The organism is Faecalibacterium sp. Marseille-Q4137 (assembly GCF_017377535.1).
GTDB lineage: Bacteria > Bacillota > Clostridia > Oscillospirales > Ruminococcaceae > Faecalibacterium > Faecalibacterium duncaniae.
Map to the genome: position 1 here is coordinate 20,299 of NZ_JAFREK010000004.1, position 26,341 is coordinate 46,639.

24 protein-coding genes and 2 riboswitches are annotated in these 26,341 nt (G+C 61.1%); of the genes, 3 read left to right on the plus strand and 21 right to left on the minus strand.

Translation table 11 applies throughout. From position 1 onward, the window contains the following. Positions 1–65: 65 nt before the first annotated feature. The 3 genes from glf to J3353_RS02700 are packed head-to-tail and all read right to left on the minus strand — an operon-like array spanning position 66 to position 5,027. Positions 66–1,169: a UDP-galactopyranose mutase gene (gene glf, locus J3353_RS02690; protein WP_207684085.1), complete on the minus strand. Its 1,104-nt coding sequence runs from the start codon at positions 1,167–1,169 to the stop codon at positions 66–68. Then, positions 1,166–3,175, minus strand: coding sequence for a DHH family phosphoesterase (locus J3353_RS02695; RefSeq protein WP_242700830.1), 2,010 nt, complete (start codon positions 3,173–3,175; stop codon positions 1,166–1,168). Before J3353_RS02695 ends, glf begins: the two co-directional genes overlap by 4 nt. Before the next feature lie 49 nt (positions 3,176–3,224). Beyond that, complete coding sequence (locus J3353_RS02700; protein ID WP_207684086.1) at positions 3,225–5,027, minus strand: ribonuclease J; 1,803 nt, start codon at positions 5,025–5,027, stop codon at positions 3,225–3,227. A gap of 403 nt (positions 5,028–5,430) precedes the next feature. Between J3353_RS02700 and rnhA the strand changes: the two genes are divergently transcribed. After that, a complete protein-coding gene (gene rnhA, locus J3353_RS02705; RefSeq protein ID WP_035393761.1) occupies positions 5,431–5,895 on the plus strand; it encodes a ribonuclease HI in 465 nt (154 codons plus the stop codon). Continuing rightward, positions 5,892–6,404 (plus strand): hypothetical protein, encoded by a 513-nt coding sequence (locus tag J3353_RS02710; RefSeq protein ID WP_005931873.1) that lies wholly within the window; start codon positions 5,892–5,894, stop codon positions 6,402–6,404. The genes rnhA and J3353_RS02710 overlap by 4 nt, the downstream gene beginning before the upstream one ends. Before the next feature lie 110 nt (positions 6,405–6,514). Here J3353_RS02710 and J3353_RS02715 read toward each other — a convergent pair whose 3' ends face one another. From J3353_RS02715 to J3353_RS02800, 18 genes are all read right to left on the minus strand, one after another. Continuing rightward, positions 6,515–7,384, minus strand: a complete 870-nt coding sequence (locus J3353_RS02715) for a CAP domain-containing protein (RefSeq protein ID WP_227623010.1) — start codon at positions 7,382–7,384, stop codon at positions 6,515–6,517. Positions 7,385–7,516: 132 nt separating this feature from the next. After that, a riboswitch (cyclic di-GMP riboswitch) is annotated at positions 7,517–7,592 on the minus strand. Positions 7,593–7,717: 125 nt separating this feature from the next. Then, positions 7,718–7,793, minus strand: a riboswitch (cyclic di-GMP riboswitch). Between the two features lie 118 nt (positions 7,794–7,911). After that, positions 7,912–8,415: a flavodoxin family protein BilS gene (bilS, locus tag J3353_RS02720; protein ID WP_097770529.1), complete on the minus strand. Its 504-nt coding sequence runs from the start codon at positions 8,413–8,415 to the stop codon at positions 7,912–7,914. Between the two features lie 27 nt (positions 8,416–8,442). Further along, a complete protein-coding gene (gene bilR / locus J3353_RS02725; RefSeq protein WP_207684087.1) occupies positions 8,443–9,570 on the minus strand; it encodes a bilirubin reductase in 1,128 nt (375 codons plus the stop codon). 1 nt (position 9,571) lies between these two features. Next, positions 9,572–9,997 (minus strand): bilirubin utilization transcriptional regulator BilQ, encoded by a 426-nt coding sequence (gene bilQ, locus J3353_RS02730; RefSeq protein WP_097770531.1) that lies wholly within the window; start codon positions 9,995–9,997, stop codon positions 9,572–9,574. Between the two features lie 122 nt (positions 9,998–10,119). Then, positions 10,120–11,166 (minus strand): sulfate/molybdate ABC transporter ATP-binding protein, encoded by a 1,047-nt coding sequence (locus tag J3353_RS02735; protein ID WP_207684088.1) that lies wholly within the window; start codon positions 11,164–11,166, stop codon positions 10,120–10,122. Next, positions 11,163–11,837 carry a molybdate ABC transporter permease subunit gene (modB, locus tag J3353_RS02740; RefSeq protein ID WP_156060889.1) on the minus strand — a complete coding sequence of 225 codons (675 nt, stop codon included), beginning with the start codon at positions 11,835–11,837 and terminating at the stop codon, positions 11,163–11,165. Before modB ends, J3353_RS02735 begins: the two co-directional genes overlap by 4 nt. Before the next feature lie 20 nt (positions 11,838–11,857). Beyond that, the gene (gene modA, locus J3353_RS02745; RefSeq protein WP_207684089.1) at positions 11,858–12,745 is read right to left on the minus strand and encodes a molybdate ABC transporter substrate-binding protein; all 888 of its coding nucleotides are present in this window, start codon (positions 12,743–12,745) and stop codon (positions 11,858–11,860) included. Between the two features lie 88 nt (positions 12,746–12,833). Beyond that, entirely contained in the window at positions 12,834–13,766 is a 933-nt protein-coding gene (locus tag J3353_RS02750; protein ID WP_207684090.1) for an MOSC domain-containing protein, read from the minus strand. A gap of 4 nt (positions 13,767–13,770) precedes the next feature. Further along, a complete protein-coding gene (moaA, locus tag J3353_RS02755) occupies positions 13,771–14,751 on the minus strand; it encodes a GTP 3',8-cyclase MoaA (protein WP_207684091.1) in 981 nt (326 codons plus the stop codon). Beyond that, the gene (moaC, locus tag J3353_RS02760; protein WP_207684092.1) at positions 14,744–15,241 is read right to left on the minus strand and encodes a cyclic pyranopterin monophosphate synthase MoaC; all 498 of its coding nucleotides are present in this window, start codon (positions 15,239–15,241) and stop codon (positions 14,744–14,746) included. Before moaC ends, moaA begins: the two co-directional genes overlap by 8 nt. Positions 15,242–15,312: 71 nt before the next feature. Next, positions 15,313–16,332: a molybdopterin-binding protein gene (locus J3353_RS02765; protein ID WP_097773731.1), complete on the minus strand. Its 1,020-nt coding sequence runs from the start codon at positions 16,330–16,332 to the stop codon at positions 15,313–15,315. Between the two features lie 18 nt (positions 16,333–16,350). Further along, the gene (gene mobB / locus J3353_RS02770) at positions 16,351–16,869 is read right to left on the minus strand and encodes a molybdopterin-guanine dinucleotide biosynthesis protein B (protein WP_207684093.1); all 519 of its coding nucleotides are present in this window, start codon (positions 16,867–16,869) and stop codon (positions 16,351–16,353) included. After that, positions 16,859–18,097 (minus strand): gephyrin-like molybdotransferase Glp, encoded by a 1,239-nt coding sequence (glp, locus tag J3353_RS02775; RefSeq protein WP_207684094.1) that lies wholly within the window; start codon positions 18,095–18,097, stop codon positions 16,859–16,861. Before glp ends, mobB begins: the two co-directional genes overlap by 11 nt. 429 nt (positions 18,098–18,526) lie before the next feature. After that, on the minus strand, positions 18,527–19,444 hold the full coding sequence (locus J3353_RS02780) for a hypothetical protein (protein WP_207684095.1): 918 nt from the start codon (positions 19,442–19,444) through the stop codon (positions 18,527–18,529). Positions 19,445–19,470: 26 nt separating this feature from the next. Continuing rightward, on the minus strand, positions 19,471–21,627 hold the full coding sequence (locus J3353_RS02785; RefSeq protein ID WP_156059861.1) for an aldehyde ferredoxin oxidoreductase N-terminal domain-containing protein: 2,157 nt from the start codon (positions 21,625–21,627) through the stop codon (positions 19,471–19,473). Positions 21,628–21,639: 12 nt separating this feature from the next. After that, a complete protein-coding gene (locus tag J3353_RS02790; protein ID WP_097770542.1) occupies positions 21,640–22,284 on the minus strand; it encodes a ferredoxin-like protein in 645 nt (214 codons plus the stop codon). Between the two features lie 22 nt (positions 22,285–22,306). Further along, positions 22,307–23,218 (minus strand): FMN-binding protein, encoded by a 912-nt coding sequence (locus J3353_RS02795; RefSeq protein ID WP_156059862.1) that lies wholly within the window; start codon positions 23,216–23,218, stop codon positions 22,307–22,309. 190 nt (positions 23,219–23,408) lie between these two features. Further along, complete coding sequence (locus J3353_RS02800; RefSeq protein ID WP_156059863.1) at positions 23,409–24,146, minus strand: formate dehydrogenase accessory sulfurtransferase FdhD; 738 nt, start codon at positions 24,144–24,146, stop codon at positions 23,409–23,411. A 181-nt stretch (positions 24,147–24,327) separates the two neighbouring features. Between J3353_RS02800 and J3353_RS02805 the strand changes: the two genes are divergently transcribed. Then, entirely contained in the window at positions 24,328–26,280 is a 1,953-nt protein-coding gene (locus tag J3353_RS02805; protein ID WP_242700831.1) for a glycerophosphodiester phosphodiesterase family protein, read from the plus strand. Positions 26,281–26,341 lie beyond the last annotated feature (61 nt).

Here is a 26,341-nt window from a genome sequence, read left to right on the forward strand (position 1 = left end):
GGCAACAGGGTCCCACCCCAGCGGACACTTGCCGGAGAAACTCCCCTCGTGCGGCGATCAGCAGTTCACGCCAACTCTTTCCCTGCCACGTCCAGCGCAGCTTCAATCACCTTATCCATATCATAATACTTGTACTCGCCCAACCGGCCGCCGAAAATGACGTTCGGCTCGACATCGGCCAACTGCTTGTAGCGGGCGTACAGGGCACCGTTCTTCTCGTCGTTGACGGGGTAATAGGGCTCGTCACCCGGCTTCCACTCGGTGCTGTACTCCCGGCTGATCACCGTTTTGGGCTGGGTGCCGAACGCAAAATGCTTGTGCTCAATGATCCGGGTATAGGGCGTTTCCGCATCGGTATAGTTCACCACCGCGTTGCCCTGATAGTTGTCGGTATCCAGCACCTCAGTCTCAAAGCGGACGCTGCGGTACTGCAGGGCCCCCAGCCGGTAGCCAAAGTAGGCATCCACCGGGCCGGTGTAAACCACCTTGTCGGCCAGTGCGTTCAGGTTCTCCCGGTCGGCCAGATAATCCACATTCAGCCGCACCTCGATGCCCTCCAGCATCTTTTCCACCATAGCGGTATAGCCGCCATCGGGGATGCCCTGATACAGCGCGTTGAAATAGTTGTTGTCGTAGGTAAAGCGGACCGGCAGGCGTTTGATGATGAAAGCCGGCAGTTCGGTGCAGGGGCGGCCCCACTGCTTGCCGGTGTAGCCTTTGATGAGCTTTTCGTAAATGTCCGTGCCCACCAGACTGATGGCCTGCTCCTCAAGATTTTTCGGGTCGGTGATGCCCGCTTCCCGCTTCTGCTCCTCGATCTTTGCCTTGGCCTCGGCGGGGGTCACCACCCCCCACATCTTATTGAAGGTGTTCATATTGAAGGGCAGATTGTAGACCTCGCCGTGATAGTTGGCAACGGGGCTGTTGGTGTAGCGGTTGAACTCCGCAAACTGGTTCACATACTGCCACACTGCCTTGCTGCTGGTGTGGAAGATGTGGGCCCCATAGCGGTGGACCTGTATGCCCTCCACTTCCTCGGTGTAGATATTCCCGGCAATGTGGCTGCGCTTATCAATCACAAGGCACGTTTTGCCCGCCTTTTTTGCTTGCTGGGCAAACACCGCACCGTAAAGGCCTGCGCCTACGATGAGATAATCGTAATGGTTCATCCCTGCTTCTCCTTTTTTCTGGATTCAGGTTCATTTTTGGAGAGCGGCTTCTTCTGGCTCTCACGGTACTGGTCGATGGCGGTCTGGATGCGTGCTCGGGCTGCCTCGGGGGTAATATGCTTGAGCTGAGCCGCCGCCATGGTCTGGTGGCCGCCGCCGCCCAGACTTTCCATGATGACCTGAACATTGACCGCTCCCAGACTGCGGGCGGAAATATTCACGCCGTTCCCCACCTGCACAGCCACAAAGCTGGCCTCCACATTCTGGATGGTCAGCAGGTCGTTGGCAGCCTGCGCAATGGCAACACGGGCCTCGGGGGGTACCTCGCCGCTCACCGAGATGGCACAGCTGCGGTACATCTGGGCAGCCTCCACAAGGTCTGCCTTGGCGTTGTACTCCACCATGGTCACATCAAAGAGCTGGCGCACCCGCTCCGTCTCCGCGCCGTAGCGGCGCAGAGCGGCGGCGGCTTCAAACGTGCGCACACCGGTGTGCAGGGTGAAGTCCCGGGTATCCAGCATAATGCCCGAGAGCAGGCCCTCTGCCTCTACCCGGCTGGGCTTGTCGTCCCGGTCGCCCACATACTGCAAAAGCTCCGTGACCAGCTCACTGGCCGAGGAGGAGTAGGGCTCGTGGCAGACAAGGTCTGCGTGCTCGATGAAGCCCACGCCCTTGCGGTGGTGGTCGATAACGGCCACCTTGCCGCACCTTTCCAGGATCTCCTTACTTTCCACAAGGCCCAGCTGGTATGTATCCACCACCACGCAGAGCGTTTTCTTGGAGATAATGGGCAGCGCCGCCTTGGGGTCGATGAAATCATCCGCCTGCCCGGCCCGGCACAGGGCATCGATCAGGCTGCCCGCCAGCGTGGCATCCCGCCTGACGGCGATCACCGCCGGGACATCGCAGATCTTGCAGATGCGCAGCACGCCCTCGGCAGCGCCGATGGCATCCAGATCGCTCATCCGGTGGCCCATGATGACCACATGGTCCGCCTCCTTGACGAGCCTGACCAGCTGGTCGGCCACGATGCGGCTGCGCACCTTGCTGCGCTTTTCCACGCCGTGGCTCACGCCGCCGTAAAAGGTAAAGCCGTCCGGGGTCATCTCAGCGGCCTGATCGCCGCCGCGGCCCTGCGCCATATCCAGCGCCTGCACGGCCATATCCTGGGCTTCCCGCAGGGTCTTGGCTCCGCGCCCGATGCCAATGGAGATGGACAGGTTCACGCTGGGGTCCAGCGCACGGATCTTATCCAGCACATCGTAGCCGCGCTGGGCGTACTGCTCCAGATGGCGCTCTTCCACCACGGCGATATAGCGGCCGCTGGCAACGCGGCGCAAAAAGCCCGTGCCCCGGCCGATCATATCCTCCAGCACCCGGTTGATGCCCTCCAGCAGGCGGGCGCGCTCACTGTCCAGCATATCGCTGAACACATCGTCGTAGCCGTCCACCAGGAACACCATGTAACCCGGGCGGCTGGCCTTGTACTCCGTTTCGATCCTGCGCAGGGCGGTCTCCTCATTGAACACAAGCAGCGTCATACTCTCGCTGCCGCCCGGCACGGTACTGCTGTGCACATTCCACACACCATCGGCCAGATTGAGCTGCTGCCCCTCCGGGGTGCGGGCCTGTGCGGTGTCCAGGCCGGGCAGCAGCTTCTGTGCCCTGCCTGCAAGCCGGTCCTCGCCGCCCAGCAGCGCCGTGCGGAAGCGGCTGTTGTACCACAGCACCGTCTCGCCAGAAAGCAGAGCCGCCGGCTGAGAGAGGGATTCCAGGCTGTATTGGGTCCTGGAATTTTCAAAGCTGCCGCCAGCCACCCACTTGGCGGTCCAGCGCCGCAGCTGATACCGGAAAACGCAGATGCCGATGCCCCACAGCACCACCAGCACTGCCAGCGCAGGCCAGCCCGCGGGCCGCTGCACCAGAAGCGCCAGTGTCAGCAGTGCACACAGCACTGCCAGCGCGGCGATCAGCATTTCCAACGTCCATCTCGGTTTTTGTTTCATGGGATCTTCTGCCTCCTGGTCTGCCTGCCCCGGCGGGGCGGCTTCCGGCTTATACCTCCATCAGAATGGGGAGGATCATCGGGCTGCGCTTGGTGCGGCGGTAGATATAGCTGCTCAGCGCCTCACGCACCCGGGTCTTGACGCTGTTCCAGTCGCGCACATGCTCTTCCACGCAGCGATCCAGCGCGTTTTCCACAATGCTCTGTGCCCCGTCCATCAGGCTCTCGTTCTCGCGCACATAGACAAAGCCGCGGCTCACAAGGTCAGGCCCCGCCAGCACCTTGCCGGTCTTGCTGTCCACGGTAGCCACAATGATGACCAGACCGTCCTCAGAGAGATGCTTGCGGTCACGCAGGACCACATTGCCCACATCGCCCACGCCCAGGCCGTCCACCATCACAGCACCGGCGGTGACAGGCTCGCCCAGTTTGATCTCGTCCCGGCTCAGGATCACGTTGGAGCCGTTCTCGGCAATGAGGATGTTGCTGGTGGGAATGCCCAGAGACGCGGCGGTCAGGGCATGCTTTTTCAGCTGCTTGTACTCGCCGTGCACGGGCAGGAAATACTTGGGTCTGGTCAGGGTGAGCATCAGCTTCTGCTCTTCCTGGCAGGCGTGGCCGGAAACATGGACATCATACATGCTCTCGTAAATGACCTCCGCGCCCAGCAGGAGCAGACCGTTGACGATCTTGGTCACGCTCTTCTCGTTGCCGGGAATGGGGTTGGCGGAGATGATGATGAAGTCGCCGGGGCCCACCCGCACCTGGCGGTGGCTGCAGGAGGCCATGCGGGAAAGGGCGCTCAGGGGCTCACCCTGGCTGCCGGTGGTGATCAGCACCACCTGCTCCGGCGGGTACTGGTTCAGCTCATCCACACTGATGAGGGTGCCCTCGGGGATGTGCATATAACCCAGCTCCTGCGCCATGGCAGTGTTATTGACCATGCTGCGGCCGCTGAACGCCACCTTGCGGCCATCCTCCACGGCTAGGTCGATGATCTGCTGGACGCGGTAGATATTGGACGCAAAGGTCGCAATGATGATGCGCTTGTTCCGGGCACGGGCAAACAGGTTGCGGACACCGGCGGCCACCTTCTGCTCCGTGGCGGTAAAGCCCGGGCGCTCGGCGTTGGTGGAATCGCTCAGCAGAGCCAGCACACCCTTCTGACCATACTCTGAAAGGGTGGTCAGGTCGGTCACGCCGCAGGCCAGCGGGGTGTAATCGATCTTGAAGTCGCCGGTCTGGATGATCGTTCCGGCAGGGCTGTCAATGGCAAAGGCCACGGAGTCGGGGATGGAGTGGTTGACATGGATGGGCTCCACGGTAAAGCAGCCCAGCTTGATCTTCTGTTTGGGGGTGATCTCCACGAACTTGGTCTTGCCCGCCAGACCAAACTCCTCCAGCTTGTTCCGGATGAGGCCGCAGGTCAGCCGGGTGCCGTAGATGGGCAGATCAAACTTCTGCAGCAGGTAGGGAATGCTGCCGATGTGGTCTTCGTGGCCGTGGGTGATGAGCAGGCCCTTGATCTTGTCCCTATTCTGCACCACAAAGGTAAAGTCAGGGATGACCATGTCCACGCCGTACATCTCACTGTCCGGGAATACAAGGCCGCAGTCCACAATGATCATATCCCCGTTGCACTCATACACGGTCATGTTCTTGCCCACTTCACCCAGACCGCCCAGCGGGTAGATGTGGATGGGCACAGCGGCCTCCTTGGACTGCTGAGTACGGCGGGGCCGCCGGTTATAATAAGGGCGGCGGGTGCGGGTACGCTTTTCCCCGCCGGATTCACTGTTTCTGTTCGGATTGTTCTGAGCCTGAGCCGGGTTCTGTTCTTTGACCTGTGCCATGCGGTACCTCCAAAATCAATTACAAAACGCAGGCACACCCCTTTGCGAGCGGCCTGTCTGCTGTGAAGGAGCAGCAAACACACCGCCGCTCCCATCGAAACCATCGTATAGAATTTTTCGCTTCCATGCCCGTTTTCGGCACTGGGATGGCCGGAACGGAGTAATTTCTGCCCTATCAGTCCATCTGTTCGATGCGACCGCGGCACTGCCCCGTTCCAGCCGGACACACCGCACCGGTGCGCCCCTATACGCATTTTGTTACAAACAGTATAGTATTTCTTGTCCACTTTGTCAATTCAAAGCTTTGCCGGAAAAGCCGGGGATGATACGTTTTCCTCTTGACAGAACCGGAAAAATAGCTCTAAATAGAGGTATCCAAAAATTCAAGTTCCGGGAGAAACAGATGAAACAAGTCGAAGTTTACACCGATGGCGCATGCAGCGGCAACCCCGGCCCGGGCGGCTGGGGTGCAGTGCTGCGCTACCGCTTCAACGGCAAGGTCTATGAAAAGGAGCTCAGCGGCGGCGATGCTTCCACCACCAACAACCGGATGGAGCTGACCGCATTTATCGAGGCCCTGCGCCAGCTCAAGGAGCCCTGTGAGGTGCGGCTGTGCTCTGACAGCCAGTACGTCATCAACGGGCTGGAAAAGGGCTGGGCCAGGGGCTGGAAGCGCCGGGGCTGGAAAAAGTCCGACGGCTCCCCTGCCCTGAACCCCGACCTGTGGGAACAGGCATTGGAGCAGGAAGCCCGGCACAAGATCACCTATGTCTGGGTCAAGGGCCATGCAGGCCACCCGGAAAATGAGCGCTGCGACCAGTTGGCCGTGGCACAAAGTCAGGCACACGGAGGGAGACAGGGACGATGAGCGATACATTTCTGCCCGGCAGCGGGTTCGATACCTATGAACAGCAGGACAAGGTGCTGGTGGGCCTGTGCGGCGGCACGGGCTGCAAAGCAGCTGTCCGCATTTTACAGCAGCAGGGCTTTGCGGTGATGGGCGCTGTGGTGCGTCTGTGCACCGATGACCCCGTTGTGGATGCCGCCAAGGAAGCCGCCAAGGCTCTGGGCATCGAGTGCATCACCCTGAATGCCAGCGAACTGGCCAGCCAGCTGGCCGAGGAGACCGCTGCCCCGGCCGATCTGCGCTTCCCCGCCCTGCTGGCGGCGGCTGACCGGCTGGGCATCCAGTACATTGCCACTGGCCACCGCGCCCGGGTAGAGACCGGTGCGGACGGCGTGCACGTCCTCTGCCCTGCCGAAATTGCGGACGAGAGTGCCCGGCTTGCCGCCCTGCCGCAGGAGACGCTGGGCCGACTCATCCTGCCCTTGGGCGATTTCAGCCCCGAGGATGTGGCTGAGATGGCAGCAGAATAAAAAAACAAAAGAGATGCACCCCGCCTTCCTGATTCAGGTTCAGGGAGCGGGGTGCATCTCTTTTTGCTCTGTTTTATTTCATCGTACAACGCTCAATGGAAGTCATCCGCTTACTTTGCGAAGATCTGGATCCAGTTGTGGCCCCACTGAGAATTGGCATCGTAGTTGTAGCCAAGGCACATATACTTGGCGGCGGGGTCCATGATATTGACACGGTGGCCTTCCGAAGCCATCCAGTCTGCAACGACCTTTTCGGGCGTAGTCTCGCCCCAGGCGGCATTCTCGCCGGTGGCGGTATCAGACACACCGTACTCCTTCAGCACGGTGAAGCAGTTGGTGCCATCGGGGCGGGTGTGGGAAGCGACCTTTGCCACTTCCTTTGCGCGCTCATCGGCGGCGGCCTGCAGCTTGGCATCGCCCATGGCCAGAGGTGCCAGATTTTCCTTTGCACGCTCAGCGTTGACCAGCGCCAGCACTTCCTGTGCGAAACCGTTCTCACTGGTGCCGCGGGCGTAGGTGAAGATCATCACCCAGTAATTGCCGTACTCGCCGCCCTCGTAGTAGCCAATGCCAACGGAGGTGGCATCCTTGTCCAGCATCCGCTCCTTGAAGAAATCGTAGCGATTCCAGGCGGCGACCACATCCGAAGCATTCTCAGCAGCTGCCCAGTAGTTCTCACCCACAGAAACATCGTCCACACCGTACTCCGGCAGGATGGTGAACTCGCGGCTGCCATTGGGGCGGTTGTAGGAGTAATTGACGGTAAGTTCTTTTGCACGGGCCTGTGCGGCAGCATTCAGTGCGCTGCTGCCCATGCTCAGAGGAGCCACACCAGCCTGTGCACGCTCTGCGTTGACGAGCTGCAGCAGCTCATCGGCCTTGGAAGCTGCGTGTGCGGGCATTGCCAGAACAAACATCAGGCAGATGAATGCGGCGCAGCAGACCAGATTCTTCAGGACTTTCATCGAAGCGTTACGCATGGTGTTGAACCTCTTTTGTGTTACCCCATGAAAAAAGGTGTCGATTGCTGGTATACTCGGCAATCGACACCTGATGCTTCAGATGAAGGTCACTCAACACCCAATCTCCGCTGTGGAGACCCTCAGGTGATGAGAAGCAACTGGCTGCCATTTTACAGGCCCTATAGCTTTGCGTCACAGCCTTTCGACTGCTTTGCCGAGGATATTCAGTTTTGCGTGCCTTTCTTCTTTTGGGAAGAAATTTGAGAACGAAAAAAGGTGTTGTTCTGCAATACACTCAGCAAAACAACACCTAGAAATTCTAAGCAGGTCGCCCAAAGAAAGATTTCTTTGAGAAGCAGCTGGCTGCCATTTTACAGGCCCTGTAGCTTTGCGTCACAGCCTTTCGACTGTTTTGCCGAGAATATTCAATTCACCTTGAGGAGCCGTTTCCATTTCCTCGACACTATCCTACCACATCGGACAGAACCTGTCAATTGTTTTGGAGCAGCTTTCTCAAAAAATCTGCTTTTTGAAGAGTTCTTCCGTTATGCCTGCACCTCTGCTGCCTTTTTGCGCAGCTGGTCGAGGTCTGCGGCATCCGGGTGAGCCAGCGCCTTGTCAAAATTCTCGATCAGCATTTCGAGATTGGGCGCATGGTTGGGCTGCTGCAGCATCTTTTCGTACTGCTGGCGCACAGTCATGGGCATCTTGCCCTGGCACATATAGGTTCCAATGACCGTGTTGCTCTCATCCAGCGATTTCTGCACCGCTGCCAGGATCTGCTCGAAATATTCCGCACTGCCGCCAAAGCCTGCGGTACCGAACAAAAAGACCCGCTTCCCCTTCAGGGTCTGCAAAAAGGCGGTGAGGGTGTCATCGGCATGGCCCTTGTCCGTCCAGAAGCCGATGTAAAGGGTCTCAGCCTCCAGTGCTTCCGGAGCCGGTGCTCCGAAGTAGGTGCACTCATTCTGGGGCAAGCTTGCGCGAAGGGTGTCGGCCAGCAGGCGGGTGTTGCCGGTCTTGCTGCTGAAAACGATGGCGTAGCTCATGGTCATTCTCCTTTATTCTCTTTGATATCAGATGCTGCCCTGTTCTTTTGCGTTCAGGGCATCATAGACACAGCGGGTGCCCTGATGGGCGATCAGGCCGCCCAGGCACTTTTTGTTGCAGCGGACACAGCGGTGGATCTTTGCCGCATTGCCGCTCTGCAGTTTGTTGACCCAGTTGGGGTCGGCCAGCAGCTGGCGGCACATTGCCGCGCACTGGATGCGGCCGCTGGCAAGCTGCTGCTCCACAAAATCGGGGTCGTTCAGGCCGCCCACACCGCAGAGCGGCACGCTGGTATACCGGCGCACCTCATCGCAGAACTTGAGGAAGCAGCCGGTCTCCTTGAACTCGGGGTGGTTGGCCGGCGGGATGGTGTTTTCCAGCGCAGAGTGGTTGGCCAGTGTCACATGGAAGCTGGTCACGCCTGCCTGCACCAGCAGGGGCACGAACACGGCCAGTTCCTCCTCCACCACACCGGCGTTGCCGTAATGGGGGTTCTCCTGCCGGACAGCCAGCTTGTAGTCAATGGCCATGCCGGGCACAGCGGCGTGCACTGCCTTGACAGCCTCCACGGCAAAGCGGGCGCGGCGCTCGGCACTGCCGCCGTATTCATCGGTGCGGTGGTTGAAGATGGCGGAAGAGAAGCTGCCGCACATCCGGTCGCCGTGCACCTGCACCATGTCAAAGCCAGCCTGCTTTGCCAGCACAGCGGCCTTGCCAAAGCCCGCGATGATCTGATGGATCTTTTTCTGGGACATCTTGGTGATGTAGGGACCCACGGCATCGTTCATCCGCTCCCGCAGCTGGTCGGGGGTGATCTTTTTCATCAGCATCCCCGGGATGCACTTGATGATGGACATCATGTCGGTATCGGTCTGGTGGAGCTGGGCGCAGACCTTGCAGCCATATTTGTGGGCAGTCTCGCAGATCTGCTGATAGAAGGCAAAGCCCTTTTTGTCAAACAGGGACTTCTCAAACCGGCTCTTGGCCACCGGCACGTCGCCGATGATGATCATGGCGCAGCCGCCCTTGGCCAGCCGCTCCATCTCTGCCAGATATTCCTCGTCCGAAAGGCCGAAGGTGGTGGGGGCAAAGATGATGCGGTTCTTCAGCTGCAATCCACCGTAATCAATGGGGCTCAGGATGGTGTCGTACATGTTACACACTCTCTTTCCTCGTCCGTGCTGCCTTTTGCAGCAGGCTCAGGAGCTGGTGCTGTTCCTCTTCGGTCAGCCCGCTCAAATTTTGTGCATCCCAATCGAAAAATACCTGGTGGCAGGTCCGGAATGCTCTCTCACCCGCCGGGGTCAGCCCCAAATGATAACTGCGGCCCTGCTTTTCCCGGGTCATAAAGCCATCTTCCACCAGCTTGATCACGCTGCGCTGGCAGTGGCCCCAGTCCAGGTGCAGGTTTTTGGTCATCTCAGCCGGGGTGCAGCCGGGATGTTTGCCCACGTAGATCACAAAATACATCATACCAAAGCTCAGGCCAAACTCCTGCAGCTGCTGGGTGGTGTAGGCTGCGAACTGCTTGTAAAACTCCATCACGTAGAAGGATATGGTCGATTGGATCACTCTTTGCATCTCCTTTACTTGACAAGGTCTAGTATAATCACATTACTTGATAAAGTCAAGTACTTTTTTCAAAAAATTTCTCCCTGCTCCGTATTTCTGTTTCTGGAGCAGGGAGAAAACGATTTTTTGCCTCAGACCAGCGGCATGATATTTTCCGGGGCGGCAGCAAGGCAGGCGGGTGCTTTTGGCGGCGGGGCCGCCAGCGTCTCCTTGGACACCTTCCACCACAGGCGGGCCTCACCGTCGGGCAGGGTGAAGATCATATTCCAGTCAAAGGGATTCTCACTGGTGGAGACAGCCTGCACCGGCAGGCTGTTGGGGGTGCCGGGAGCGCAGGGCGCAAAGTCATGGGCGCGGATGCCCACGGCACGGCAGCCCTCGGGCACCGGCAGAGCCACGGTCAGCGGCTGTTCCCAGCCCGCCAGATGAACGGTATGCTCCCCCACCCGGGTGCAGGGCAGAATGTTCTTGCAGCCGGTCAGGCGGGCGGCGGCACGGGTGCGGGGGTCGGCAAAGACCTCCTTGGTCGTGCCTGCCCGGAGCACCTCGCCGCTGTCCATCACGATCATCTCCCTGCACAGGCGGTAGGCCTCGTCCCGGTTGTGAGTCACCAGCAGGGCCGTGCCCGCAAACCCGGCCAGCAGGCTGCCCACTTCCCCCTCCACCTCCTCGCGCAGGTAGCTGTCCAGCGCACTGAACGGCTCGTCCAGCATCAGGATGCGGGGTTTGGCCGACAGGATGCGGGCCAGGGCGGCACGCTGCTGCTGCCCGCCCGAAAGCGCGCCGGGCAGGCGCTTGGCCAGTTCCTCCAGCCGCATGGCCCGCAATGCCTCGGCACAGGCGGCCCTGCGGGCGGCAGGGTCCTTTTCCTTTTTCAGGGCACAGAGGATATTCTGCTCCACGGTCATGTTGGGGAACAGGGCGTAGTTCTGGAACAGCAGACCCACATTGCGCTGCTGGGGCGGCAGGTCGATGCCCTGAGCGCTGTCGAACAGCACCCGGCCATCCAGCACGATGCGTCCCTCGTCCGGCCGGACGATGCCTGCAATGCAGCGCAGGGTCATGCTTTTGCCGCAGCCGGACGCACCCAGAAGGGCGGTGGCAGTATCCCCCGCCGTGAACGCAGCGTGGAGGGTAAAGCCATCAAACCGCTTGGTCACATTTACTTCCAGGCTCATGTGTGCTTTCCTCCCTGCTTCTGCCTGCGTTCCAGCAGGTTCACTGCCAGCAGCACCACCGCCGAAATAACGATATCCACCAGCACCCACTGCATGGCCCCGGCTTCATCGTTGGTGCGCCAGAGCTGGTAGACCGTGGTTGCAATGGTGGCCGTCTTGCCCGGCGTGTAGCCTGCGATCATGCTGGTGGCACCATATTCGCCCAGCGCACGGGCAAAGGCCAGCACCGCACCGGCCAGAATGCCCTGACGGCAGCAGGGCATCCGCACCCGCCAGAAGATCCAGGTGTTGGAAAGTCCCAGCGTCTGTGCCGACCAGGCCAGCGTTTCGTCAAAACTCTCAAAGGCACCGCGGGCCGTACGGTACATCAGCGGAAACGCCACCACGATGGAAGCAAAGATGGCGCTGTACCAGTTCATCACCAGCTTCACACCGAAATGTTCCATGAAAAAGATGCCCAGCGGCCTTTTTGCGCCGAACAGCAGCAGCAGGAAATATCCCACGACTGTGGGCGGCAGCACCATGGGCAGGGTGAGCACCACATCCAGCACGCCCTTGAGCACGCGCGGGAGCTTTGCAATGTAGTAGGCCGCAAAGATGCCTAAAAAGAACACCGCCGCGCAGCTGATCAGCGCAATGCGCAGGCTGTTCCATAAGGGATACCAGTCCATACCATCTCCCCAGCGGATGCTTACAGTGCGGTGAAGCCGACGCTCTCGAACACGGTCGCAGCCTTGTCGGTGCGCAGGTAAGCCAGGAACTCCTTGGCAGCCTCGGCATGGAGGGCGTTCTTCATCACAGCGGCGGGGTAGATGACCTGGCCGCACATTTCCTTGGTGGCCTCGTCCACGGGGGTCAGACCGGCGCTGTACGCATCGGTGCAGTAAACGACACCGGCATCCACGCTGGCCTCGCTGACCTGGGTGGTGACTTCCTTGACGTTGGAACCGTAGGTGATGACACCGGCAGCAGCCAGAGCTGCCTCATCCAGATCATAGTAGGCCAGGATCTTCTGGGTGTACTGACCCACAGGCACATCACTGTTGCCCATGCAGAACAGGATATCCTCTGCCTTCAGGTGCTCAGCCAGGCTGTCGAAGCTGTCAATCCCCTTGTCGCTGCCCTCGGGTACACAGAGCACGACCTTGTTCTCCAGCAGATCCACACGGCTTTCGGCATCCACAAAGTCCAGGCCCTCGGTGTTCACCTCAGCGGAAGCGGTGCTGTCCAGCTGGTTCATCTGCTTCTGACCGGCGGAGATGAACAGGTCGCAGTCCGCACCCTCCTGGATCTGGGTCTTGAGGGTTCCGGAAGAGTCAAAGTTGAAGCTGAAGGTCACGCCGGGGTTCTCTGCAGAGTAGGTCTCGGCAATGGCGTTCAGGGTCTCGGTCAGGGAGGCGGCAGCAAAAACGATCAGCTCCACGCTCTCGCCGGAGGCAGTCTCAGAGGAGGCGGCAGCGGAGGATGCGGTGGAAGATGCAGTGCTGCTGGAGGAGCCGCCGCAGGCGGTCAGAACAGCAGATGCGGATGCGATGCCGGCAGCGCACAGGAAGCTGCGGCGGGAGATCATAGTTTTCATAGTCTTGCTCCTTACAGTGGGTATGCTTTTGTTGTACTTTTATTTTTACGCCCGGCACCAAAAGCAATGCCGCGGCGGTGAAACAGACTTATTTGCGGGCGCACTCGCCGTCCAGCCCGGCGGCAATGCGTACCCCGTGCTCCAGGCTGGGCAGGATGTACTCCAGATTCTCCTTCACGGCCTTGGGGCTGCCGGGCAGGTTGACGATGAGGGTCTTGCCCCGCAGCACGCTGGCGGCACGGCTGAGCATCCCGCGCGGGGTGATGCTCAGGCTGTGGTAACGCATGGCCTCAGCAATGCCGGGGGCGTTGCGGTCCGCTACGGCATAGGTGGCTTCCGGGGTGATATCCCGGGGGGCAAAGCCGGTGCCGCCGGTGGTCAGGATCAGGTTGACCTGACGGCCATCGGCCAGTCGGATGAGCTGTGCTTTCAGGGCCTTTGCCTCATCGGGCAGGATCATGGTCTCCTCCACCTGATAGCCTGCAGCGGTGAGCATCTCCACGATCAGGGGGCCGCTCTTGTCCTCCCGCTCGCCCCGGCTGCCCTTGTCGGAAAGGGTGATGACAGCAGCGCGCAGGGGCGGGTTTTCCGGCGGGGGCAGCAGGGTCACCTCGTCCCCCACGTGGATCTCGCCGCCCTGCAGCACCCGGGCAAACACACCCTCCCGGGGCATGATGCACTCGCCGGTCTTCTGCTTGATGACGCAGTCGTTGTGGCACTCTTTGCCGATCTGGGTCATTTCCAGCACCACGTCCCCGATGGCGAAGCGGCTTGTCACGGGCAGATTGCGGAAATCGTAGCCCTCCACCACCAGATTCTCGCCAAAGGCACCATAGTCCACCCAGATCTTCTTGCGGAAGTTCTCGATCTTTTCGGCACTCAGCAGGCTGACCTGACGGTGCCAGTTCCCGCCGTGGGCATCGGTCTCAATGCCCCATTCCGGGGTCAGGCGTGCACCTTCCACTTCGGTCTTGACCGTGCCCCGCTGGGGGCTGGTGCAGATCGCCAGAAGTTTTCCCATAGATTTATCCTCCAATTCGGTACATACCCCGGGTCGCGGGGATGTACTGTTTCAATTCAAAATGATGTTCCTGGGGCTTTTCCCAGATGGTGGTACGGATGGCAGTCAGCAGCTCTTCGTCAGACGCGCCACTGCGCAGCAGGGCTTTCAGGTCACATCCGGCCTCACTGGCAAGGCAGGGGCGCAGAAAGCCCTGACTGGTCAGCCGCACCCGGTTGCAGGAGGCGCAGAACTTGCCGTGGACAGCGGCAATGAAGCCGATATCCCCTTTCCAGCCCGGCACGGTGTAATAGACCGCCGGGCCGTCGCCCAGCGCGGCACACGCGGCCCCGGGCAGCGGGGCCAGCTCCGGCCAGCGCCTGCGGAAGCGGGCCAGCAGCTCCGGGCCGGAGATACAGGGCATGGCCGCCCCGTAGCCGATGGGCATCATCTCGATGAACCGCACCTGCAGGGGCTTGTCCTGTGCCAGAGCGGCCAGCGCTTCCAGCTCGCCCTCGTTCACGCCCACCTGGGGCACGCAGTTCAGCTTGACCGGAATGCCGCTTTCCAGCGCGGCATGGATGCCCGCCTGCACGGCGGCAAATTCATCCCGGGCCGTGATCTTTGCAAACAGAGCGGGGTCCAGCGTATCCAGACTGATGTTCACGCTGTCCAGCCCGGCCTCCAGCAGAGCGGGCAGCTGCTGTTCCAACAGGACGGCATTGGTGGTCATGGTGACCTTCCGGATGCCGGGGATGGCTTTCAACCCCTTGACCAGCTGCTCCACGCCCTTGCGCACCAGCGGTTCGCCGCCGGTGACCCGCACGGTATCCACCCCGCACTGGGCAAACAGGGCGGCAAGGCGCAGGAATTCTTCGTAGGTCAGGATATCCTCCCGTTCCAGCTTGTCCACACCGTCCGGCATACAGTAGCGGCAGCGCAGGTTGCACAGGTCGGTCACGGAAAGGCGGAGATAATGGATATTGCGGCCCTTGGAATCAAACATAGCCGCCCTCCGCCCGGATATAATGTCCGCTCTTGCCGCCGGTCTTTTCCACCAGATGGATCTCGCCCAGCTCCATACCCTTATCCACGGCCTTGCACATGTCATAGATGGTGAGCAGGGCGGTGGAAACGCCGGTCAGGGCCTCCATCTCCACGCCGGTCACGCCGCTGGTCTTGACCGTGCAGCGCGCTTCCACAGCCCGGCGCTCGGGCAGCAGGTCAAACTCGATCTGCGCCTTGGTCAGCGGCAGCGGGTGGCACAGAGGGATCAGCTCGCTGGTGCGCTTGGTGGCCATGATGCCGGCCACCCGGGCCACGCCCAGCACATCGCCTTTTTTCACGGTACCGCTTTCCACAGCGGCAAAGGCATCCGCATTCATGGTAATGATGCCGTGGGCCGTGGCCTCCCGGGCCGTGACGGGCTTTTCGCTCACGTCCACCATCACGGCGTTTCCGGCGGCATCAAAATGTGTCAGATTATTTTCACTCATATTTTTTCACCTTAGTTAAGCTCCCCCTTCGGGGGAGCTGGCAAAGCCGAAAGGCTTTGACTGAGAGGGGTTCAGCAGTGTCCGAAGCCGCAGTTGGGCCAGTGGCACTCGGCGCAGCCCAGGCAGAGGCCGCCCTCGCCCAGACGGGCGATATCCTCGGCGGTGATGGGGTCATCGGCCAGCAGGCGGGGCAGCAGCAGGTCAAAAATGGTGCGCTTGGCGTACATCACACAGCCGGGCAGACCGCAGACCGGCACACCGTCCAGATAACTGACCAGGAACATGGCACCGGGCAGCACCGGCGCACCGTAGGTAACGATCTCGGCTCCGGTGTTCCTGATGGCCAGCGGGGTGCGGTCGTCCGGGTCCACGCTCATGCCGCCGGTGGTAAAGATCAGCTCACAGCCTGCGGCCTTTGCTTCCAGAATGGCGGCCGTGATGCCCGCCGGGTCATCGTCGCAGACCTTGTGGAAGGCCATCTCACAGCCATACACCGCCAGCTTTTGCTCGAGGATGGGAGTAAACTTGTCCTCAATACGGCCCTTGAACACCTCGCTGCCGGTGGTGATAACGGCAAACTTCTTCTGGTGGAAGGGCAGCACGTTCAGGATGGGCTTCGGCCCGGCAGCAGCCTGCATGGCCTCCATCTTCTCCTGCTCAATGACCAGCGGGATGATGCGGGTACCAGCCAGCTTGGCTCCCTTTTTCACAGGCAGATCGCCGTGGATCGTGGCGATCATCATCTGGGGGGTGCTGTTCACTGCCAGCAGGGCCCTGCGGTCGATCTTGAGCAGACCGTCGCAGTCGGCGATCAGTTCGATCTTGCCCTCCCGGGGCTCGGTGCCGTGGATATTCTGACCGGCAGCGGCCTTGTAAAGCAGGGCGGCAGCTTCGTCCTCGTGGAGGATGCCGGGCTTTTTCTCCCAGACATAGAGGTTTTCCTTGCCGATGCTCAGCAGCACCGGAATATCCTCGGGCTGAATGATGTGGCCCTTTTTGAAGCGGGCCCCCTTGAACTCGCCCGGGATGATCTGGGTAATATCGTGGCAGAGCACCTGCCCTGCCGCGTCTTCGGTACGGATCAGTTTCATGGTTTCTTCCTCCCCCTGTTACAATGCAGGCATCTGTGCAGCGATCCAGTCGGCCAGCGCTGCGGGCTCGTCCAGTGCAAAATCCGCGCCCGGAACATCCCCCACGATGGCCAGCGGCTCAAAGGAGACAGGCTCCTCCGAGACAGCCTTGCGCACCACCTCGATCTTGGGCCAGCCGCTCTCCTTGAAGCCCTCCATCAGCACCAGATCATAGCCGTGGCGCTCAAACAGGGCCAGCAGATCCTGCTCGTTCAGGCGGAGTTCCTCCGTCAGCAGGTAACGGCTGCCTGAAAAGACCGCCACGCCCTCGGCCCCGGCCTCCCGCAGGCGGAAGCTGTCGGTGCCCGGCACGTCGGGGGTAAAATCGTGGCCGTCATGCTTGATGACCCCCACCTTCAGGCCCCGTGCCCGCAGCAGGGGGATGAGTTTTTCCAACAAAGTCGTTTTGCCGCTGTTGTGCGCACCGCTCACGGCCAGCACAGCCGGGCGCTTCAGGCTCAGCTCGGCAGCAAGCGCCTGTTTCTTTTCACTGTACAAAGTTCAGTACCTCCACTTCTTCGCCCGGAGCCACCGGGCCGCTGCCCGCAGGCAGCTCCACCAGGCAGTTGCAGCCCATCATGGCCGACAGACTGCCCGAGGAATGCGCCTCCGCGTTGCCCTCGCCGGGGATCTCCACCAGGCCGCCCAGCGCTCTGGCCCGCAAGAAGCGGGTTCCCTTGCTGGGCTTGGAAAAGCCGGTGGTCAGCCTGCCCCGGGTGTGCACCGGGATACAGTCCTCTTCCCGCCGCCCTGCAGCCCGCAGCAGGGCCGGAACGGCATACTGCTCCAGCGTGGCCGCCGCGGCAAAGGGATTGCCGGACAGGCAGAACACCAGCTTTTCTCCCACCTGTGCAGCGATCATGGGGCTGCCGGGCTTCTGGGCCACCCCGGCAAAAACAGGCTCCGCGTGCAGCATTTCCAGCACTGTGGGCAGGTAATCCTTCTGCCCCACCGAAACACCGCCGCTGGTGATCACCGCATCACACCGGGTGAGCAGATCCTGCATCCGGGCGACGATCTCCTCCGGGTCATCCGAGCAGTGGGTGCGCTCCACGGCAAAGCCCAGCTGCCGCAGGCGGGCGGCATTCTGGATCCCGTTGGCATCGTAGATCTTGCCGGGAGCCCAGGCCTCACCCGCTTCCAGCAGTTCACTGCCGGTAGCAAGCACGCCCACGGTCAGGGGGCGGAAGACCTCGGCATCCGGGATGCCCTGCCCGGCCAGCACACCGATGTGCGCCGGGGTCAGCACAGTTCCGGCAGCGGCAATGGGGGCACCGGCGGCGATGTCCTCACCCCGGAACACCACATTGGCGTTGGGCTGGAGCTGGGCGTAAATGCGCACCTGCTCCTCCCCGCTGTCGGTCAGCTCCTGCATCAGAACGCAGTCCGCGCCCGGGGGCAGGGGTGCACCGGTCATAATGCGGGCGGCACACCCGGCAGGCAGGACAGCGGCGGGGGCATCCCCGGCGTAGAGCTTCATCACCACCGGCAGGGTGACAGGGGTCTTTTCCCCCGCCCCGGCCGTGTCGGCACTGTGAAGGGCATAGCCATCCAGAGGGCTCCGGTCAAAAGGGGGCTGATCCATCCGGGCACACAGATCCCGGGCTGCGATCCGCCCACAGGCATCATCCAGCGGCACCCGCTCCGTGGCAGGCACCGGGAGAGCCGCAGCAGCATCCAGCACCCGGCGCAGGGCCTGGGCTGGCGTGCAAAAAGGCTGTTTCATTGCAAAAATCCTCCATCGCTCCCCGGGGCACAGTTTGCCCGCTATGGCCCGGACAAACTCCCGGGGAGATCTCTTTTCGATCGGCAGGTGAAAAAAAGCGGAGACGTTCTGACCGAAAATCAAAACGCCCCCGCAAAAAACCGAACATGGCCCGGAGCGGCAGCCTGCAGGCCGCCACGCCGAGGGAGCCGCTTCCTTTTCCGCTGTTGCAGCAACGGGAAGGAGGCAACGCTCCGGAACGGTGGATGGGAGGAGTTCTTTTTTTCAAATTGCAGCGTTTCTTCTGCGGGAAGGCGGCCGGGTTTCCCCTGCCACCCTTGAATGCCGGCGTTGGCCCTTAGCATTGCGGCGCGGTGTCCTGCCCCCTGCGGGGTTTAGACAGCCTTGCTCAAAGAAGCTCTTGTACCCTATTCAATTGTGTATGATCTTTTAGTCGCAGAAATCATCCACGTCGCTGATGGCTTTTGCATAGCGGCGGGTGAGATGCTGGGTGGAGAAGAGGAACCGCTCGTTCTGATTGTTGGTCAGCTCTTCGATGTCGGCAAACTCCGGCCTGCCCTGCATGGTCTTCCAGGTCTGCTCGATCTCCTCCGGCGCAAGGCCGTAGGGGGAGCGCTGGAAGTACTTCAGCGGGGTGGCACTGGGGTAGACCCGTGCATTGAAGCGCACCATCTCAGCAAACATGACACAGAGGTCTTTGTCCTCAATGAGCTGGGCGATCATGGCGTAGTTATCGCTCATGTTGGCGTTGGAGTAATAGTAGGTATCCTTTGCGCCTGCACGGACAACGATATCCTCACACTGGGGATCCTGCGGCATCTGAGCCAGCAGCTCATCGGCGTTCTCCACCTCACTGACCAGCAGTGCGTGGGGCGTGATAAGCGCGGCGGCACTGCGGGAACGGATGTAACCGGCCAGCTCCTGCGCGGGGGTCAGCTCCGGCAGCTCCGGCGCGGTCTTGGTGGGCTGATCCGCAAAGGGATCGTTTTCAGCCTCTGGCTCGCCGGCCAGAAAATCCAGCAGCTGAGGCTTTGCGGCCTCGTCCTGCACAGTTTCGGCGGCTTCGGGTGCGGCCCCGGCAGCCTGCATTGCTGCAAGCTCTGCGGTCTCCCGCTCCACGGCGGCGATCACATCCTCGCCGGTCTTAGCGGCGCTGCCGTCAAAGCTGCTGCCCGTTTCCTTCAAGCGGCGGGCCGTCTCGCTGGCGGCATTGATGTCGAACACCTCTGCCTTGGGCTTTTTCTTGGCGGCCAGCTCTGCCTTCTGCAGGTCCAGAACGGCCTGCTCCGGGTCCACGCTGCTGTCCACAGTGGTGGTGTAGCCGGGTTTACGTCTGCCAAACAACATGACGATCGTTCCTCTTTCTATGGGATTTATTCAGCTGCTGCGGTGTTCTGGGCGTAGATGCCGCGCTTTTCCAGATCATCAGCCATGTCAGCCAGATCATACTTCTCCAGCGTCTCGCGGGTGGGCACACCGGTGGTGCGGTCCCAGCCGAAGATGTCGTAGAACAGATCCTTTGCCTTTTCCATGTCGGCACGGTCCAGCTTGGTGGTGCCTTCCTCAAATGCCTTGAAGTCGGGGTCCTTATCGAACACCCAATCGCAGATGGCATCGTGCTCCTGACGCAGGTTTGCGCTGCCGCAGTTCTGCTGGAAGCTGATGGCGGTCATCGCGCGCAGCATCTGGGTAATGCGGGCACCGTCCTCCTGCAGATCGGCCTGGGTATAGGTCTCGCCGGTAACAGCCGTCATAAAGTCTGCCTGCAGATCCAGGTCGCCGTGGTACTCGCGCTCCTTGGAGGGAGACTGGGTCATGGGCCACATCCAGTTGCACAGGGTGGCGGAGTCGTGGAAGTTCTTGTCGTTGACGCAGTATGCAGCCAGCTTTGCCTTGTTCTCGTTGATGGGAGTGTAGGCCTTGGCCTTATCGTAGCAGCCCTCGCCGAAGAAGTCTTCCATGACCTTCTTGGTCACCTCATAGGGAGCACCGGAGCCGGTCTCGCAGACGATCTCGTGGATCATGCAGTCGCGGTTGTAGACGAGGTTGTACAGCATGCCCACCTGCCATGCCTCAGCAGGGCCGTGGTGGTTGGGGAAGCCGTTGTAGATCAGGTTGGAGTTGGTGGCACCATCGTCGCGGTCCAGCCAGCTCTTGGGCAGGCCGAACTTCTCCATCATGGCCAGGGTGCCCTTGGCGATCACGGACAGGTCGCCCTCACCGTAAGCCATGCGGCGGATCAGCTCAACCTCCCAGCGGGGATCGCCGGCCTTCTCCCACTCCCAGGGCAGGGAGTCGTACTCAGCCTCGCTGATGTACTTGGTGGCCTCTTCGCGGGGCATCCGCAGGATCCACAGCAGGTCGCGGTTCAGGTTGCCGTAGTTGTCCCACAGGCCCATATCATCCACAGCATGAGACCATGCCAGGTTGATGACCATGGTGCCGTCGCCCTCGTACTTGAAATCGTGCACGCCGTCCGGATAGACGCGGGTGCCGTACAGCACGGGCATACAGGTGTTGGAGTTGTGGGTGGGCAGGTCGTAATCGGCCAGCGGATCCACATCGTACTCAGTGTAGCAGCGGATGGGGCAGGAGGAGCAGCCGCCGTTCTTCACGGTGTACTCCGCAGCCGGAGCGCCGAAGTCGAAGTAACCCTTGAAGCAGCGCAGAGCCACCTTGTTGATATCGTTGTAGGGCTGCTCGCCGGTATCCACGGGGCCGCCGGGAGCCTTCTTCCACATACGGCCGGGAGCGCCGGACCAGCGGTTCTTGCCGGAGGTGGCGCTGTACTCTGCCCAGCTCTGGGGCTGTGCAGGCACGTTGTGGTTGTTGTTGCCGCCGATCAGGTTGCCCATCATGTAGTTGGAGAGCTCCAGCACCTTCTTGGGGTCAGCCACCTTGACGCTGCCGGTGCCGCGGATGGCCAGGCCCTTCAGCTTCTTGTTGCCCATGGCAGCGCCCAGACCGGCACCGCCGGAGTTGCCGAAGCTGGTGTTCAGGGTGGAGTAATCCACCAGGTTCTCACCGGCAGGGCCGATGGAAGCAGTCTCGAACTCACGGCCGTTCTGCTCCACCATCCACTTGTTGGCAGCAAAGGTACCCTTGCCCCAGATCTCGCTTGCGTCCTCCAGAGAGACTTCGCCGTCCTCGATGCGCAGGTAAACGGGCTTTTCGGAGATGCCGCTGACAACGATGCCGTCATAACCGGCATACTTCAGCATAGAGCCGATGTGGCCGCCCATGTGTGCATCGATGATGGAGTGGCCCTTGGACCAGGTAGAACGGAAGGTCACGTTCATACGGCCGGAGCAGGGCACGCCGGCACCGGTCAGGGGGCCGACACCAAAGATGACCAGTGCCTTCTCGTCATAAGGGTCCAGCTCCATGGGAGCTTCCTCGTACATGATGCGGTAGGCCATGCCCATACCGCCGATATATTTATGGTATTTTGCGTCGTCCTGGGTGGTGATCTCACCGGTGGTCAGGTTGACGCGCAGGATCTTGCCTGCCCAGCCATAGGTTTCAGCCATTGTTGTTCCTCCTTACAGGTCCTTGTAAGCAGCCTGTGCTGCGCTGGTAACGGCATCCCAGTCCACAATGGACAGAGCGCCGGACGGGCAGCCCGCCACGCAGGCACCGCAGGCGATGCACTTGGAGGACTTGCCGGTCTCGGGGTTGACGGTGGGCATGTGCCAGGGGCAGGCCTCCACGCAGGCACCGCAGCCGATGCACTTGTCGGTATCGACCACGCGGATGCCCTGCTCATTGGTGATAATGGCCTTCTGGGGGCATGCGTTGCCGCAGGCGGGATCCTCACACTGGCGGCAGGTATCCGGGAAGTAGACAAAGCAGTTGTCGGTGCCGGACAGCAGACCGTTGCCGTCGCCGTCCAGATTCAGGCGGCGCTGGATCTTGACGCGGCTGATGTAGGAAGAGCACACGCCGTCGTTGGTCAGGGTGCAGTTGATCTCGCACCGCTGGCAGCCGGTGCACAGGTCAGCATTGACCACCAGCAGACCCTGGGGCAGTGCCCAGGTCGCCACAGCACCGGCGTCCACCTGCTTCTGAGAGCAGCCGAAGAGGGACAGCATAGATGCGGAAAGGGTGAGTCCTGCAAGGCTCTTGCCCGAGATCTTCATAAATTGACGGCGGGTCATGTCAGCCGTCAGAAAATCAGTTTTTGCCATAGGTTTCCATTCCTCCGTGAGGTCACTCTGCGCAGAGCACCTCGGTTACATAGAAATAAGAATTGTTGACGATGTCCGTGACCGCCGTGGACGTAATGGTTGCACCGGAAAGCGCATCCACCTGGGTCATGTCAGCGCTGACCGTGTCGGCCGCACTGCCCTGGGTGGTCAGATCAGCGGCCTGCAGCTTGTACTCGGCCTGCTTTTCAGCGGACCAGTCTGCATAAGGCACTGCCTGTTCCTCGCCGTCCTGCGCGCTCTTGCTCAGGCACGCCGCGTACAGCTTGCGCCGTGCCACAGCCTCAGCACTGTTGTCCATCGGGGGGATGAGCGCGTCGTCCATCGGCTGGCCGTTCAGTGCCGAGAGGGTCAGCCCGGCTTCATACATCTTCCGGGTAGCCTCGGCCTCCGGGGAGGTATCACCCGCACGCCATGCGGCGGGGTCGAAGTCCTCAGCGGGAGCAGCATCGGTCTCGGCGCTGCCTGCGGCGGCAAAGGCCGTGCCGGTGGCCGGGTCGGTCACAGTGTAGCGCTTGCCTGCCAGCGTGAAGGGAGCTGCGCCCTGGTACTGGGCCGTGAACTCCGGGTTCTCACACTGGGCACCCAGGCTGTCGGTCTCGGCCTGTGCCAGGATCTTCACATCCAGCACATTGCCGTCGCGGTCCAGCGTCACACCGGCCTGCACCTCGCTCTGGAAGCCCTGCTTGCTGCCCACCACATAATACGTGGTGTCATCCAGCTGGTACACCGCGCTCACACCATAGGTGGCAGCATCGGCATCTGCCAGCGGCAGGGCCGTTCCGGCCACCGTGGTGCGGCTGTGCATCAGCCCGCCAAGGCCAAGCGCCATGGCAAGCGTTGCCGCACCCATGGCCGCATAGCCGGGCAGCCGCCTGCGCCACAAGGACTGCGGCGCATGATTTGCCTGCTTCAATTGTATCACCTGCCTGTTTGATTCAGCTGTGCCCGGAACTCCCGGGCACGAAAACAGCCGTTCCACCTGCTGCAACAGTGCGGAACGGTTTCTTCGTTATAAGAATAACATCTTTTCCACCGGTTAGTCAACGTATACGCACAAACAAAGCCCTACAATTTCTCTCAAAAGTTCTTGCCTCTCGGTGAAATCATTTCTTTTGCCGGATGAACAGTTTCAATCCATATTCCTCTGCCAGCTCCAGCGACTGTACCGTGGGCATACTCTTGCTCACCAGCGCGGGCACACCGGCCCGGATGGTTTTGCGCACCATATCCACCGGCACCCGGCCGCTGGTAAAGAGCACACACTCCGCCAGCGGCACACCCTCTGTCAGGGCGCAGCCCACGGCCTTATCCAGCGCGTTGTGGCGGCCCAGATCCTCGCACCGGTACAAGATCCTGCCCTCGCGCAGCAGCAGGCAGCTGTGCACGGCATGGGTGGCACGGTAGAGCGGCAGGCCCTGCCCCATGGCATCGGCCAGCGCATCCACCCATGCGGCGGGGATCTCCCGCTGGGACACCGGGGCCAGCGGCGGCAGCCGCACCGGGCTGGCCAGCGTCAGGTTATCGGTGCAGCAGCTGGGCACCTCCTGCCCGGCCTGTTCCGCTGCCGCCAGCGGGTGGCGCAGCTGAACGCTTATCTTGAGGCCCTGTGCGCAGACGGCCACCCGCTCCACCTCGTCAGCAGAGTTGATCCAGCCCTCGGTCAGCAGGCGGCCCAGCGCCAGCTGCGGCAGCAGCTCCGGCGTGCAGACCACCCGGAAGGCTGGCTGTTCGTTGACCAGAATGGCCGCGGCGTGCTCTGCCGCCAGTGTCCGCTCGGTGCCATCGGGCATCCGGACGCTCTCTGCCCCCGGCGCTGCACCGAATTGATCCATGATCTGCATTGGGTGTTCCTCCCCTGTCTGTTTTACTCTGCCCCTATTGTAACACGCTTTTGCTCCGCTGAAAAGCGCCTGTGCCCTCTGGAACAAACTGTCGATCCGTGTCGTTTCCATTTTTCCCGGCTTTGTGATATACTACTGTAAAATGACAGAACCATATCCCAGTACCGAGGTGGAATCCAAATTGAAGCATCTCTTCCGCTCCCTCACACGGGCACACCGGGCCTACAAGGACACCCGGAACCATGCCCTGACCCTGCTGCACCGGGCCTCCGCTGCCGTTCTGACAGCCGTGCTGGTGTACAAAGCCCTGACCTATCTTTTGTTTCTGCCCGCCATGAATGGCATCTGGTCGCTGACACTGCGCTGTTCGCCGGTGAACTACCTGACCAACAACAACGCGCATCAGATCTTTACTTCACCGACCATTTTAGGCGGGATCGTGCTCATCGTCCTTCTGGCGGCGTTCTGGAACCTGTACGGCTTTTCCATCCTCCTGCATGGGTTTGCGCTGGCCCGCCGGGGTGAAACACTGCGTCCTGTTTCCCTGTTCGTCCGGTCGCTGGGGGATATCCGCCACGTCCTGCTCCCCAAGAACTGGCCCATCCTGCTTTACTGCGCCCTGCTCATCCCCTTTACAGATGTATTCGTGACTTACAACTATATCTCTCAGCTGGCTGTGCCGGAGTACATCCTTGGGCTTGTCCGGGCAAAGCCGCTCTATCTGGTGCTTTTTCTTCTCATTCTGGGTGCGGCGTTCCTGTTCACCCTGTTCTGGGTTCTGGTGCTCCCCTTCTTTACGCTGGAACGCAAAAGCCTGTGGGAAGCCGTTCAGGAGAGCGCAGCCCATGTCAAAACACAGCTGCCCCGGCTGGCCGGTGTGCTGCTGCGGTGGAACCTCAGTGCGCTGATCCGGTCTGTTCTGGTCTTTTTCGGAGCTTCCCTGCTGGTTTACAGTGTGGCGGCGCTGATCGGCCTACGGAGCACCCGCGCCATGCTGCTGCTCGCCCGTGCGCTGTATCTGTTGGAGATCCCCTTCTTCGGCTTTTTGCTGGACTGCAAGGTCACCACGGCCCAGTGCACCATCATCGCATTCCTCTACGATTGCTGCTGTGACTGCCCGCCGGAAGCGCTGCCGGAGGGCAAACCGCACCGCTTTGGCGGCTGGCCCCTGCTCACCGCTGCGGTGGCCGGTGTCACGCTGGCCACCGGGCTGATGGCAGTCTACCTCTATGCCCTGCCCCAGGACGATGCCCTGCTCACCGCCGTGGGCGGCGTGACCCCGCTGGTCACCTTCCACCGGGGCGACTGCACCGTGGCTCCCGAAAACACCCTTCCCGCCTTCCGGTCGGCCATCCTCAAGGGCGGCGACCGCATCGAGCTGGATGTGCAGATGACCAGCGACGGCGTGGTCGTGGTGACCCACGATTCAAACCTGAAACGCTGCACCGGCAAAAACGCAAAAGTCTATGATCTGACCTATGCCGAGGTGGCACAGCTGGACGCAGGCTGCTGGTTCAGCAGCCGCTTTGCCGACACCCGGATCCCCACCCTGGAACAGGTGCTGCAGCTCTGCCGGGGCCGCATCGGCCTGAACGTGGAGATCAAGCCCAGCGCCGCCACCCCTGCTCTGGAGGCTGAGACCGTACGCCTGCTGCGGGAATACGGCTTCGACAGCTCCAACTGCGTCATCACCTCCCAGAGCTACGAGACCCTGCACAAGGTCAAGGCGCTGGCCCCTGAGTACCCCACCGGCTACATTCTGGCTCTGGGCGTAGGCAACTACTACGACCTGCCTGATGCCGACTTTTTCAGCGTGGAGACCACCTTTATCACCTCCGGCATGGTCAACGCCGTCCATCTGCGGGGCAAGACTGTGTCTGCCTGGACCATCGACCGCGAAAAGGTCGCTACCCACATGCTGGAGCTGGGCGTGGATGACCTCATCACCGACAAGCCCGACATGGTGCAGGACCTGCTGGCCCGGAATCAGCAGGTGGACGACAGCCTGATCGACTTCCGTGACCTGCTCAACGCTCTGCTCCACCCGGAGCAGCCTGCCGACTTCTCCGATGACGCGGAGGAGACCATCACCGATGCCGTGGAAGACCCGGAGGAGTTCGTGGACGCGGCGTGACACAGCCCCCTCTTTCTTGCGGCATCATTGATCCAACGGTCTGTAAAAGTAAAACATCCCC

What these genes read in the sequence shown, in the direction of transcription:
- bilR (WP_207684087.1), bottom strand. Translation starts at nt 9,570, where the DNA reads ATGTACGACACCATCCTGAGCCCCATTGATTACGGTGGATTGCAGCTG.
- J3353_RS02710 (WP_005931873.1), top strand. Translation starts at nt 5,892, where the DNA reads ATGAGCGATACATTTCTGCCCGGCAGCGGGTTCGATACCTATGAACAG.
- J3353_RS02695 (WP_242700830.1), bottom strand. Translation starts at nt 3,175, where the DNA reads ATGAAACAAAAACCGAGATGGACGTTGGAAATGCTGATCGCCGCGCTG.
- J3353_RS02750 (WP_207684090.1), bottom strand. Translation starts at nt 13,766, where the DNA reads ATGGGAAAACTTCTGGCGATCTGCACCAGCCCCCAGCGGGGCACGGTC.
- J3353_RS02765 (WP_097773731.1), bottom strand. Translation starts at nt 16,332, where the DNA reads ATGAAACTGATCCGTACCGAAGACGCGGCAGGGCAGGTGCTCTGCCAC.
- modA (WP_207684089.1), bottom strand. Translation starts at nt 12,745, where the DNA reads ATGAAAACTATGATCTCCCGCCGCAGCTTCCTGTGCGCTGCCGGCATC.
- J3353_RS02780 (WP_207684095.1), bottom strand. Translation starts at nt 19,444, where the DNA reads ATGTTGTTTGGCAGACGTAAACCCGGCTACACCACCACTGTGGACAGC.
- J3353_RS02800 (WP_156059863.1), bottom strand. Translation starts at nt 24,146, where the DNA reads ATGCAGATCATGGATCAATTCGGTGCAGCGCCGGGGGCAGAGAGCGTC.
- rnhA (WP_035393761.1), top strand. Translation starts at nt 5,431, where the DNA reads ATGAAACAAGTCGAAGTTTACACCGATGGCGCATGCAGCGGCAACCCC.
- bilS (WP_097770529.1), bottom strand. Translation starts at nt 8,415, where the DNA reads ATGAGCTACGCCATCGTTTTCAGCAGCAAGACCGGCAACACCCGCCTG.
- bilQ (WP_097770531.1), bottom strand. Translation starts at nt 9,997, where the DNA reads ATGCAAAGAGTGATCCAATCGACCATATCCTTCTACGTGATGGAGTTT.
- J3353_RS02700 (WP_207684086.1), bottom strand. Translation starts at nt 5,027, where the DNA reads ATGGCACAGGTCAAAGAACAGAACCCGGCTCAGGCTCAGAACAATCCG.
- J3353_RS02715 (WP_227623010.1), bottom strand. Translation starts at nt 7,384, where the DNA reads ATGCGTAACGCTTCGATGAAAGTCCTGAAGAATCTGGTCTGCTGCGCC.
- modB (WP_156060889.1), bottom strand. Translation starts at nt 11,837, where the DNA reads ATGGACTGGTATCCCTTATGGAACAGCCTGCGCATTGCGCTGATCAGC.
- J3353_RS02785 (WP_156059861.1), bottom strand. Translation starts at nt 21,627, where the DNA reads ATGGCTGAAACCTATGGCTGGGCAGGCAAGATCCTGCGCGTCAACCTG.
- glf (WP_207684085.1), bottom strand. Translation starts at nt 1,169, where the DNA reads ATGAACCATTACGATTATCTCATCGTAGGCGCAGGCCTTTACGGTGCG.
- moaA (WP_207684091.1), bottom strand. Translation starts at nt 14,751, where the DNA reads ATGTTTGATTCCAAGGGCCGCAATATCCATTATCTCCGCCTTTCCGTG.
- J3353_RS02735 (WP_207684088.1), bottom strand. Translation starts at nt 11,166, where the DNA reads ATGAGCCTGGAAGTAAATGTGACCAAGCGGTTTGATGGCTTTACCCTC.
- J3353_RS02790 (WP_097770542.1), bottom strand. Translation starts at nt 22,284, where the DNA reads ATGGCAAAAACTGATTTTCTGACGGCTGACATGACCCGCCGTCAATTT.
- glp (WP_207684094.1), bottom strand. Translation starts at nt 18,097, where the DNA reads ATGAAACAGCCTTTTTGCACGCCAGCCCAGGCCCTGCGCCGGGTGCTG.
- moaC (WP_207684092.1), bottom strand. Translation starts at nt 15,241, where the DNA reads ATGAGTGAAAATAATCTGACACATTTTGATGCCGCCGGAAACGCCGTG.